11 protein-coding genes and 1 pseudogene are annotated in these 10,915 nt (G+C 69.9%); 9 read left to right on the top strand and 3 right to left on the bottom strand.

Features of this window, described 5'->3' with window-relative positions:
- Window positions 1-401: pseudogene (locus AB0H56_RS21595) on the bottom strand (hypothetical protein); the annotation flags it as partial.
- Window positions 402-832: 431 nt separating this feature from the next.
- Between AB0H56_RS21595 and AB0H56_RS21590 the strand changes: the two are divergent.
- The 7 genes from AB0H56_RS21590 (at window position 833) to AB0H56_RS21560 (ending at window position 7,202) form a co-directional block, all read left to right on the top strand.
- Window positions 833-1,996, top strand: a complete 1,164-nt coding sequence (locus tag AB0H56_RS21590) for a MoxR family ATPase (protein WP_110035455.1) — start codon at window positions 833-835, stop codon at window positions 1,994-1,996.
- A 23-nt stretch (window positions 1,997-2,019) separates the two neighbouring features.
- Window positions 2,020-2,976, top strand: coding sequence for a DUF58 domain-containing protein (locus tag AB0H56_RS21585; RefSeq protein WP_357166053.1), 957 nt, complete (start codon window positions 2,020-2,022; stop codon window positions 2,974-2,976).
- Window positions 2,973-3,977 carry a VWA domain-containing protein gene (locus tag AB0H56_RS21580; protein ID WP_110035453.1) on the top strand — a complete coding sequence of 335 codons (1,005 nt, stop codon included), beginning with the start codon at window positions 2,973-2,975 and terminating at the stop codon, window positions 3,975-3,977. The genes AB0H56_RS21585 and AB0H56_RS21580 overlap by 4 nt, the downstream gene beginning before the upstream one ends.
- Before the next feature lie 83 nt (window positions 3,978-4,060).
- Window positions 4,061-4,777, top strand: a complete 717-nt coding sequence (gene fabG1, locus AB0H56_RS21575; protein WP_357166050.1) for a 3-oxoacyl-ACP reductase FabG1 — start codon at window positions 4,061-4,063, stop codon at window positions 4,775-4,777.
- 69 nt (window positions 4,778-4,846) lie between these two features.
- Window positions 4,847-5,680, top strand: coding sequence for an NADH-dependent enoyl-ACP reductase InhA (gene inhA / locus AB0H56_RS21570; protein ID WP_110035451.1), 834 nt, complete (start codon window positions 4,847-4,849; stop codon window positions 5,678-5,680).
- Entirely contained in the window at window positions 5,680-6,729 is a 1,050-nt protein-coding gene (locus AB0H56_RS21565) for a ferrochelatase (RefSeq protein WP_357166047.1), read from the top strand. Before inhA ends, AB0H56_RS21565 begins: the two co-directional genes overlap by 1 nt.
- Before the next feature lie 86 nt (window positions 6,730-6,815).
- Entirely contained in the window at window positions 6,816-7,202 is a 387-nt protein-coding gene (locus AB0H56_RS21560; protein ID WP_357166044.1) for a hypothetical protein, read from the top strand.
- A 47-nt stretch (window positions 7,203-7,249) separates the two neighbouring features.
- Here AB0H56_RS21560 and AB0H56_RS21555 read toward each other — a convergent pair whose 3' ends face one another.
- Window positions 7,250-8,065 (bottom strand): hypothetical protein, encoded by an 816-nt coding sequence (locus AB0H56_RS21555; RefSeq protein ID WP_357166041.1) that lies wholly within the window; start codon window positions 8,063-8,065, stop codon window positions 7,250-7,252.
- 69 nt (window positions 8,066-8,134) lie between these two features.
- Complete coding sequence (locus AB0H56_RS21550; protein WP_357166038.1) at window positions 8,135-8,959, bottom strand: DUF3097 domain-containing protein; 825 nt, start codon at window positions 8,957-8,959, stop codon at window positions 8,135-8,137.
- A gap of 166 nt (window positions 8,960-9,125) precedes the next feature.
- On the opposite strand from AB0H56_RS21550, the gene AB0H56_RS21545 reads away from it, so the two are divergent.
- Both AB0H56_RS21545 and AB0H56_RS21540 read left to right on the top strand, forming a co-directional pair.
- A complete protein-coding gene (locus AB0H56_RS21545; protein WP_110035445.1) occupies window positions 9,126-9,557 on the top strand; it encodes an NfeD family protein in 432 nt (143 codons plus the stop codon).
- 3 nt (window positions 9,558-9,560) lie between these two features.
- Entirely contained in the window at window positions 9,561-10,790 is a 1,230-nt protein-coding gene (locus AB0H56_RS21540; RefSeq protein WP_357166035.1) for an SPFH domain-containing protein, read from the top strand.
- Window positions 10,791-10,915 lie beyond the last annotated feature (125 nt).

Raw genomic sequence — 10,915 nt, 5'->3', positions numbered from 1 at the left:
CCGGCATCGAGTGCCGCAGACCCCGCATCGGCCGATCCGCTGCCGAGGCTTGACGCGCTGCCGGTCGCCGTCTCGGCTCCGGAACTGCCTGTGCCGAGGCTTAGTTCGGTGCCAACGGCGCCACCAGGGTCGGCACTGCCGGTCGCGGCGGATCCGGCTCCGGAACTGCCTGTGCCGAGGCCGCGTTCGGTGCCAACGGCGCCACCGAGGTCGGCCCCGCCGGGTGCGGCCGACCCGAGGCCCGCCGAGCCGGTGTCGATGCCGATCGAGCCGATGTCGGGCAACACCAGGGGTTGCGCGTTCGCGAGGGGAGCGACGGCGAGGCCGACGGCCGCGATGGTGGCGATGGCGGTGCCGGACAGCAAACCGCGGGACAACCGAAGAGGGGGAGAGAACCGCATGGAGATCACCTTTTTCGACGGGAAACCTCCGATGAGCCGGGAGTGCGCCGCTGAACTGGACCGGCATCCGGAGATAAGCCATGGAACCGCTCAACTGCGTGGATAAATACCCCCTGAGCTGTGTGTCCAACGACACTGACGCCCACTGTCCTGCTCTGGCCTCGGCCCCGGCGTCCAGTCGATTCCTGATCGTTACCCTGGCTGGCCATCATGACGCGAATCATGTTGCCCATGAGTTGCTGAGTGGTCCGGGGTGCAGGGAACGCACCCCGCGTCGCACGGTGCGGTCGGCGTTCGACATGCGTAGGGTGACGGGCAACCGGGGCCGGGCGATACGACGAATTCGCGTCCACTCCTGGCCGGTTGCGGCGCGCCGGGCTGTTACCTGGAATAGTTGGTGCCGCACGCACAGGACCAAAGCGAAAGCGGGGATGTTGGTGACTTCGACGGAAGGTGTGAGCGGGCCGAAGCTGGCGAAGGACGCCGGTACGGCTGCGCCGAGCACCCTGGAGCGTGACGTCCAGACTCTCGAGAAGGCGATCTACGAGGTCAAACGGGTCATCGTCGGTCAGGATCGACTGGTCGAGCGGTTGCTCGTCGGCGTGCTGGCGCGGGGTCACGTGCTGCTCGAGGGTGTGCCCGGTGTGGCGAAGACCCTCGCGGTGGAGACCTTCGCCAAGGTGGTCGGCGGCTCGTTCTCCCGGGTGCAGTTCACCCCGGACCTGGTGCCGACCGACCTCATCGGTACCCGCATCTACCGTCAGGGCCGCGAGGAGTTCGACACCGAGCTCGGCCCGGTCGTCGCCAACTTCGTCCTCGCGGACGAGATCAACCGCGCGCCCGCCAAGGTGCAGTCGGCTCTGCTCGAGGTGATGGCCGAGCGCAAGCTGTCGATCGGCGGCAAGACCTACCCGATGCCCGATCCGTTCCTGGTCATGGCGACCCAGAACCCGATCGAGAGCGAGGGCGTGTACCCGCTGCCCGAGGCGCAGCGCGACCGCTTCCTGTTCAAGGTCGTCGTCGACTACCCCTCGGTCGAGGAGGAGCGCGAGATCATCTACCGGATGGGCGTCACCCCGCCGGAGCCCAAGCAGATCCTCGCGCCCGAGGACATCATCCGCCTGCAGAAGCTGGCCGCGAACGTCTTCGTGCACCACGCGCTCGTCGACTACGTGGTCCGCGTGATCACCGCGACCCGCACCCCCGCGGAGTTCGGCATGAACGACGTCGCCAACTGGATCTCCTACGGCGCCTCGCCGCGCGCCAGCCTCGGCATCATCGCCGCGGCCCGCTCGGTGGCACTGATCCGCGGCCGCGACTACGTGGTCCCGCAGGACGTCGTCGAGGTGATCCCGGACGTGCTGCGCCACCGCCTGGTGCTGTCCTACGACGCGCTCGCCGACGAGGTGACCCCCGAAGAGGTCATCAAGCGGGTCCTGCAGACCGTCGGTCTGCCGCAGGTCGCGCCGCAGGCCGTCGGCGGCCAGGCCGCCCCGCAGCAGCCCGCCGTGCCCCAGCCGCCCCAGCAACAGCCCGTGCCGCAGCCGGCGAACGGGCAGCAGTCCCAGCCCGCCGGCCACGTCGCGCCCCAGTGAGTGCGCCGGAACCCGTTGTCCGCGTGCCCACCTCGTCCCACGCGCCGCCGTCGTTCCGTGCCGGTGAACTGACCGACCCGAAGCTGGCCGCCGCGCTGAAGACCCTCGAACTGACGGTGCGGCGCCGTCTCGACGGTGTGCTGCACGGCGACCATCAGGGACTCATCCCCGGACCGGGCTCGGAGCCGGGCGAGGCGCGGCTGTATCAGCCGGGTGACGATGTGCGGCAGATGGATTGGTCGGTCACCGCCCGCACCACCCATCCGCACGTGCGGCAGATGATCGCCGACCGTGAACTCGAGACCTGGCTCGTGGTCGACCTGTCGTCGAGCCTGGATTTCGGCACCGGCCGGGTGCAGAAGCGCGATCTGGCGATCGCGGCGGCCGCGGCGATCACCCACCTCACCTCCGGCGGCGGCAACCGCATCGGCGCCGTCGTGGCCACCGGCCAGGATCTGGTGCGGATCCCGGCGCGCAGTGGTCGCCTCCACGCGCAGACGATGCTGCGCGGCATCGCGACCACCCCGCACGCCCGCGACGGAGTGCGCGGTGATCTGAAGGCGGGCATCGAGTCGCTGCGCCGTCCGCAGCGCAAACGCGGGCTGGCCGTGGTGATCAGCGACTTCCTCGGTGACGTCGACTGGCAGCGTTCGCTGCGCGCGATCTCCGCGCGCCACGATCTGCTCGCCGTCGAGGTGCTCGATCCGCTCGATGTGGCCCTGCCCGACGGCGGTGACGTGGTGCTGCACGACCCGGAGACGGGGCACACCAGGGAATTCAGCGTCACCCCCACGTTGCGCGCCGATTTCGCGGCCGCGGCGGCGGCCCAGCGCGAGCAGGTGCAGCAGGCGCTGCGCAGCTGCGGCGCGCCGGTGCTCTCCCTGCGGACCGACCGGGATTGGATCGCCGACGTGGTCCGGTTCGTGTCCACCCGGCGCCACAGCCTCGGCGCCCCGAGCGGGCGGGTGCCTCGCCAGTGAGTATTTCGCATTTCACGGCCGTCGTCTGGCTCGGATTCCTCGCCGTCGTCGCCCTGCTGGTCCTCGGCTATGTGCTGGTGCAGCGCGCCAGGCATCGGCGGATGCTGCAGTTCGGCAACATGACCGTGCTGGAGAAGGTCGCCCCGTCGCGGCCGAGCCCGATGCGGCACGCGCCGATCGCGCTCATCCTGGCCGGTCTGGTGCTGCTCACCATCGCCGCCGCCGGGCCCACCGCCGTGCAGAAGGTGCCGCGCAACCGCGCGACCGTCGTCCTGGTGATGGACGTGTCGCTGTCGATGGAGGCCACCGACGTCGAGCCCAACCGCCTGCAGGTCGCCCAGCGCGCGGGCAAGGAGTTCGTCGACGGCCTGACCCCCGGCATCAACCTCGGTTTCGTCACGTTCGCGGGCACCGCCTCGGTGATGGTCTCGCCGACGACGAACCGCGAGGCGGTCAAGCACTCGATCGACAACATCAAGCTGGCCGAGCGCACCGCCACCGGTGAGGGCATCCTGACCGCGCTGCAGTCGATCGACACCCTGGCCGCCGTCCTCGGCGGCGCCGAAACCCCGCCGCCCGCGCGGGTGGTGCTGATGTCGGACGGCAAGCAGACCGTGCCCGACGACAAGGACGTCGACAATCCGCGCCACGCCTTCACCGCGGCGCGGCTGGCCAAGAACAAGAACATCCCGGTCTCCACCATCTCCTTCGGCACCGAATGGGGCACCGTGGAGATCCCGGATTCCGACGGCAAGGGGTCGCAGCGGGTCAAGGTGCCCGTCGACAACGCCTCGCTGCAGGAGATCGCGAAACTGTCCGGCGGCGAGTTCTACACGGCGTCGTCGCTGGCCGAACTGCGCGCCGTCTACGACACGCTCGAGGAACAGATCGGCTACGAGACCACCAGGGGCGACGCGAGCAGGCCGTGGCTGCTGTTCGGCATGCTGTTCGTCACCGCCGGTGTCGTGGTGAGTTTGGTCTATCGTCAACGCCTGCCCTAGCACTGCAGCCCCGCGTTGTGAGTAGTCGCAACGGCGCGACCCTGGCGCGGGGCACACGAACCGGAACAGATAGGTTGGACCCTATGTCGAACGTCACATCCCGCTCGGTCCTGGTGACCGGCGGTAACCGCGGTATCGGTCTCGCGGTGGCTCAGCGCCTGCTCGCCGACGGCCACAAGGTCGCCGTCACCCACCGTGGATCGGGGGTGCCCGAGGGCCTGTTCGGTGTGAAATGCGATGTCACCGACAGTGAATCGGTCGACCGGGCGTTCAGCGAGGTCGAGGAGCACCAGGGTCCGGTCGAGGTGCTGGTCGCCAACGCGGGCATCACCGACGACACGCTGCTGATGCGGATGACCGAGGAGCAGTTCGAGAAGGTCGTGAACGCGAACCTCACCGGTGCGTTCCGCTGTGCCAAGCGGGCCAACCGGGCGATGCTGCGCGCGAAGTGGGGCCGGATGGTCTTCCTCGGCTCGGTGGTCGGCATGATGGGTCAGGCGGGGCAGATCAACTACGCCTCGTCCAAGGCCGGTGTCATCGGCCTGGCCCGCTCGGTCACCCGCGAGCTCGGTTCGCGCAACATCACCGCCAACGTGGTCGCGCCCGGCTTCATCGAGACCGACATGACCGCCGACCTGCCCGAAGACATGAAGGACATGGTCGAGAAGTACATTCCGCTGCGGCGCGTCGGCCAGCCCGAAGAGGTCGCCGCCGTGGTCAGCTTCCTCGCCTCCGAGGACTCCCGCTACGTCTCCGGCGCCGTCATCCCGGTCGACGGCGGCATGGGCATGGGCCACTGACCCGCTGACCGACTTCCCGCGGCGCCGAACCGGTCGCCGCGTCCACGAACGCAGGAGAACCGAAAACCCATGGGCGGACTGCTCGAAGGCAAGACCATCCTGATCACCGGCATCATCACCGATTCGTCGATCGCGTTCAGCGCGGCGGCGGTCGCGCAGGAGCAGGGCGCGAAGGTGATCATCACCGGCATCCCCGAGCGGCTGCGGCTGATCGACCGCATCGCCAAGCGTCTCCCGCAGGAGGTGCCCCCGGCGATTCCGCTGGACGTCACCAACGAGGAGAACCTGGGCGCGCTGGCCGACGCGCTGCGTGAGCTGGCACCCGAGGGCATCGACGGCGTGCTGCACTCGATCGCCTTCGCGCCCAAGACCCTGATGGGTCCGGACGCGGTGCCGTTCCTGGAGGGCCCAGGCCCCGATGTGGCCAAGTCCTTCGAGATCTCCGCCTGGAGCTACGCCTCGCTGGCGCGCGCCGTGCTGCCGGTGATGAACGAGGGCGGCTCGCTGGTCGGCATGGACTTCGACCCGCGCGTGGCGATGCCGTACTACAACTGGATGGGCGTCTCCAAGGCCGCGCTGGAGTCGGTGAACCGGTACGTGGCCCGGGAAGTGGGCTACGCCAAGAAGATCCGCTCCAACCTGATCGCCGCGGGTCCGGTGAAGACCCTCGCCGCCAAGGCCATCGCAGGCACCGCCACCGATGACGCGAAGCAGCTGCGCCAGCTCGACGAATACTGGGACGGCGCGTCGCCGATCGGCTGGGACGGCGCCGACGCGCGCGCGGTCGGCAAGTCGATCGTGGCGCTGCTCTCGGACTGGCTGCCCGCCACCACCGGCTCGATCATCTACGTCGACGGCGGCGCGAGCCACAACATGTGGTTCCCGGAGAACTTCACCAACTGATGGTCGACGGCCTGCTGCTGCTGTCGTTCGGCGGTCCCGAGGGCCCCGAGGACGTGATCCCGTTTCTGGAGAACGTCACTCGGGGCCGCGGGATCCCGCGTGCCCGGCTCGACGAGGTCGCCGAGCACTACCTGCATTTCGGTGGTGTGTCGCCGATCAACGCGCTGAACCGGCAGATCATCGCCGCGGTGGAGGCCGAACTGGACGCGGCCGGGCTCGACCTGCCCGTGTACTTCGGCAACCGGAACTGGCATCCGATGGTGGAGGACACCGTCGCCACGATGACCGCCGACGGCGTGCGCTCGGCCCTGGTCTTCCCGACCTCGGCCTGGGGCGGATACTCGGGGTGCCGCCAGTACGACGAGGACATCGCCCGCGCCCGTGCGGCCGTCGGTGACGGCGCGCCCGAGTTGGTGAAACTGCGCCAGTACTACGATCATCCGCTGCTGATCGGGTCGTTCGCCGACGCGATCACCGCCGCGACGGCCACGCTGCCCGCCGATCGCCGCGCGGGCGCGCGCCTGGTGTTCACCGCGCACTCCATCCCGGTCTCGGCCGACATCGCCGCCGGGCCGCCCGCCGACGGCGGGCGCCTCTACAGCAGGCAGGTCGCCGAGGCGGCCCGATTGTGTGCCGCCGCCACGGGTTTCACCGACTACGACGTGGTGTGGCAGTCCCGCTCCGGCCCGCCGCAGGTGCCGTGGCTGGAGCCCGACATCGTCGATCATCTGGACGTGTTGCACGGCAAGGGAATCGACGCCGTCGTCGTGTGCCCGGTCGGATTCGTCTCCGACCATCTCGAGGTGATCTGGGACCTCGACAACGAGGCCGCCGAGCGCGCCGCCGACCTCGGCATGGCCTTCGCCCGCGCGGCGACACCGGGCACCGATCCGCGCTTCGCGCGCATGATCGTGGAGCTGATCTCCGAACGTGTCGCCGGGGGAGTCGTGCGCGAACTCGGCACCGTCCCCGGCTACGGCTGCACCGTCGACGGTGCCCTGTGCGCGCCGGGCTGCTGCGAACAGCCGCCGCGCCCCGTTCGTTCGTGAACACAACCGGATAACCATTCCCCGGTTCGGCGGGGTGTGGAGGGTAGGCTTTTGCCAGTTGTGCTCGACAGATCGGAGGACTTCCGATGCGTTCGACAAGGCGACGGGCGGCTTTCCCGCTGGTCCTGGCCGCGGCCGTGCTCGGTCTCAGCGGCTGCGGCGGTGACTCGGGCTACGAGACCGGCCCCGCACCCACCCAGCCGCCCATCACCCCGGCCATGGTCGACGAACTGTGCGGCATCCTCGACGGCCAGCAGGGCACCTGGAAGGCGCTCGGTCCGCAGGTGGCCGAGGTGGCGTTCACCGGTGTCATGAAGTTGTGGACCGAACAGAACACCGCGGCCAATGCCGCCATCTCCTACGATCGGCACATCGTCGACACGGTTACCAGCCAGACCTGCCCGGACGTGCGCACCGACACGCTGCAGGTCCTCGACCAACCCGACCTGAAGACCGCTATCGGCGGAATCTGAACCGGCACTTGCCGTTTCGTGCGCGCAGCACCGCTGGACGTACCGGTTCAGCGGGGCGGGCCCGCGGCGGCATGGACGGCAGCCAGCCTGGCCTCGCGAATGGTGTTCCACAGCGGGCGCAGCAGTGACTCGTGCGCGCCGATCGCCGACGCCGAGGTCGGGGCGGAGGCCGGTTCGTGCTGGGCGACGGTGAGAATGGCCGCGACGTGGTCGGCGGTGTCGAGAATCCGCTTGGCGCGCAACGGGATCGAGTCGGGGTAGGCGTGCAGGGAGTAGGCGGCCAGCTGCGCTTCGATCTGTTCGCGCGGGTCGGCGTCGGAGGCGCCGACCGAGGTGGTGTGCAGGCGCATGAGCGCGTCGGCGGCGTCGCGCACGGACTCGCGCATCGTGTACTCGGCCTCGCCGAGGGACATGTCCGGGCCGACGACCCGCGGGATGTCGACGCTGTACACGGTCCACTGCAGGACCTCGTCGTCGGTCCACTGCGGGATCAGGCCGGTGCCCTGCTCGCCCGGTACGCCGAGGAGCAGGCCTTCCTCGGCGTCGACCGCGTCGGCGGCGAAGGCGGTGCCGATCGGGAGCCCGCGCACGTCACCCGGCGCGGGCAGCACCAGGCGCAGCTGGGCGCCGTCCGGCGCCATCGCCTCGCGGATCACCTTGAGCAGTGGCATCACTCCGGTGCCCGCCGCCTCGCCGCGTGAGGTCCACGGCAGGTCGCTGCGGCCGCCGGTGACCGGGTCGCCCGCGGCGAGGGTGTGGCGCGCGGCCCAGGTGTGCAGCGCCTCCAGCACGTCATCGGGCGCGCTGGTCCCGGCCAGCCACGAGCCGGCCCACAGCGTCAACGTCGCACTGGGAGAGCACATAATCATCGAGCATAAAGGTTCACCCGGATTCGCGTACGGGCGATGAGGGCCTGTCTGACCTGCGGTGGTCTAGTCGGGTTCGGTGACGAAGTCGATGAGCCGCTCGACGGCGCCGATGAGCGGCGCCTCGAGATCCCGGAACGAGTCGACCGCCTCGTACACCCGGCGCCAGCCCTGCTGCGGCGTCCCCCAGCCCAGGCGCGCGCAGATGCCGGTCTTCCAGTCCTCGCCGCGGGGCACCGTCGGCCAGGCCTCGATGCCCACCGCGGCCGGTCGCACCGCCTGCCACACGTCGATGAACGGGTGACCGGTGACCAGCACGTGCGGGCCGAGGCCGGTCGTCAGCTGGGTCTCCTTGGACCCGGTCACCAGGTGGTCGACCAGCACCCCGACCCTGGCCCCGGGGCCGGGGCCGAACTCGGTGAGGCGGGCGCCGAGGTTGTCGAGGCCCTCGAGATGCTCGACGACGACGCCCTCGACCCGCAGATCGTGGCCCCACACCCGTTCGACGAGGGCCGCGTCGTGCACGCCCTCCACCCAGATCCGGCTGGTGCGGGCCACCCGGGCGCGCAGTCCTTCGACCCGGGTCGAACCCGACGCGGACCTGGTCGGCTGCTTGGGCGGGGCTGCGGTGGGCCGCACCAGCGTCACCGGCTTGCCGTCGATGAGGAAGGCCGCCTCGCGCAGCGCGAACAGCCGGACCGCGCCGCGGGCGTCCTCGAGTTTCACGAACTCGCCGTCGTAGCTGCGGTCGAAACCGACTACGGCACCGCAGAATCCACTCGCCGCGTCCTCCACCACCAGGTCCCGCTCGGCGCTGACCTTCGGCACCGGAGTCTTCTTGGAACGCTGATGCCCGGAAAAGATGTCGCCGTACCCGCCACGTGCACTCACCGCACGAACGTACCGCGACCGGGCCCGCACCCGGTGGACCGACGCCGTGGGATCGGGTCCTGCGTTGGGCGGGTGCGTAGTTGGGGCCGGTCCCGGAGCGCGCGCCCGGTTCGCCGGGTGCCGCGAGACCGCCCGCCGCAGGCCGATCACGGCTAGGCTGGACGACGTGGCCGCAATAATCTGGCTGATCGCGGGCATCGTCCTCGCGGCGGCGGAAATGCTCACCGGGGATCTGACGCTGCTCATGCTCGGTGCCGCCGCCCTTGGCACCGCGGGCGTCACCGCCGCCGCCGATCTGCCGCTGTGGGGCGACGCGCTGGTTTTCGGCGGCGTCGCGGGCGTGCTGTTCCTGGGGGTGCGGCCGGTGCTGCGCCGCAAGTTCGGCACGCCGCCGCCGATTCCGACGAATGTCGATGCGCTGCCGGGGAAGTCGGCGCTCGTGCTCGAACAGGTCGCCGCGCATTCGGGTCAGATCAAGCTCGGCGGCGAGGTGTGGACCGCGCGCCCGCTGGACCCGGACGAAGTGTACGACGCCGGCCTGACCGTCTATGTGATGAAGATCGACGGCGCGACCGCCGTCGTCTGGAAGGGTCCCTAGAACATGGTTGCCTTGATCGTGGCCGCCGTCCTCGTCCTGTTGGTCGTGGTGGTGGTGTTCAAATCGATCGCTCTCGTTCCGCAGGCCGAGGCGGCGGTGATCGAGCGGCTCGGGCGCTATTCGCGCACCGTGTCCGGTCAGCTCACCTTCCTCGTCCCGTTCGCCGACCGGGTGCGGGCGAAGGTCGACCTGCGTGAGCGGGTCGTGTCCTTCCCGCCGCAGCCGGTGATCACCCAGGACAACCTCACCCTGCAGATCGACTCGGTGGTGTACTTCCAGGTCACGAGCCCGCAGGCCGCGGTCTACGAGATCAGCAACTACATCGCCGCGGTCGAGCAGCTCACCGTCACCACCCTGCGCAACGTCGTCGGTGGCATGACCCTGGAAGAGACGCTGACCTCGCGCGATCAGATCAACAACCAGCTGCGCGGTGTCCTCGACGAGGCGACCGGCCGCTGGGGTCTGCGCGTGGCCCGGGTGGAACTCAAGTCCATCGATCCGCCGCCGTCGATCCAGGAGTCGATGGAGAAGCAGATGAAGGCCGACCGCGAGAAGCGGGCGATGATCCTCACCGCCGAGGGCACCCGCGAGTCGCAGATCAAGACGGCCGAGGGCGCCAAGCAGGCGCAGATCCTGTCCGCCGAGGGCGCCAAGCAGTCGGCGATCCTCTCGGCCGAGGGTGAGCGGCAGAGCCGCATCCTGCGTGCCCAGGGTGAACGTGCCGCGTCCTACCTGCAGGCGCAGGGCCAGGCGAAGGCGATCGAGAAGGTGTTCGCCGCCATCAAGAACGGCAAGCCGACGCCGGAACTGCTTGCCTACCAATACATGCAGACGCTGCCGATGGTGGCGCGCGGCGACGCCAACAAGGTGTGGCTGGTGCCCAGCGACTTCGGCAAGGCACTCGAGGGTTTCGCGCAGAACTTCGCCACCAAGGGCGAGGACGGCGTGTTCCGCTACGAGCCCTCGCCCGAGCCGGAGCAGCCGGTGAAGATCGAGGACGACTCCGATGTCGCCGACTGGTTCGAGACGGCCTCGGACCCGAAGATCGAGCAGGCCGTGCGCGCCGCGGAAGCGACCGCGCGCACCCCGGTGGAGGGCTTCGAGCCGCCCCGGCCGAAGACCGGCCCCGCCGTGCCGCCCTCGCTGCCGACCCCGCCGCCGGTCGCACCGGAGCCTGAACAGCGTCCGGACGACCCGTACGGTCGCCCCTGGCAGCCGCCGCAGCACGGCTGACCGCGCTCGGCACCTGAACCGTCGGCCGCGCTCCCGGAGTACAGCCGGACCATCGTCAAGCTCTAGTGCGGTAAGAGGTCGGTCAGGGCCTCGTCCAAGGTGGGGTAGCGGAAGGTGAAACCCAC

It is taken from the genome of Nocardia sp. NPDC050717 (assembly GCF_040654275.1).
In the GTDB taxonomy this organism is placed as follows: domain Bacteria; phylum Actinomycetota; class Actinomycetes; order Mycobacteriales; family Mycobacteriaceae; genus Nocardia.
Note: the sequence above shows the minus strand (reverse complement) of the source record. Positions and strands in the feature narration are given on the sequence as shown.

What these genes read in the sequence shown, in the direction of transcription:
- AB0H56_RS21590 (WP_110035455.1), top strand. Translation starts at nt 833, where the DNA reads ATGTTGGTGACTTCGACGGAAGGTGTGAGCGGGCCGAAGCTGGCGAAG.
- AB0H56_RS21560 (WP_357166044.1), top strand. Translation starts at nt 6,816, where the DNA reads ATGCGTTCGACAAGGCGACGGGCGGCTTTCCCGCTGGTCCTGGCCGCG.
- inhA (WP_110035451.1), top strand. Translation starts at nt 4,847, where the DNA reads ATGGGCGGACTGCTCGAAGGCAAGACCATCCTGATCACCGGCATCATC.
- AB0H56_RS21565 (WP_357166047.1), top strand. Translation starts at nt 5,680, where the DNA reads ATGGTCGACGGCCTGCTGCTGCTGTCGTTCGGCGGTCCCGAGGGCCCC.
- AB0H56_RS21540 (WP_357166035.1), top strand. Translation starts at nt 9,561, where the DNA reads ATGGTTGCCTTGATCGTGGCCGCCGTCCTCGTCCTGTTGGTCGTGGTG.
- fabG1 (WP_357166050.1), top strand. Translation starts at nt 4,061, where the DNA reads ATGTCGAACGTCACATCCCGCTCGGTCCTGGTGACCGGCGGTAACCGC.
- AB0H56_RS21555 (WP_357166041.1), bottom strand. Translation starts at nt 8,065, where the DNA reads ATGTGCTCTCCCAGTGCGACGTTGACGCTGTGGGCCGGCTCGTGGCTG.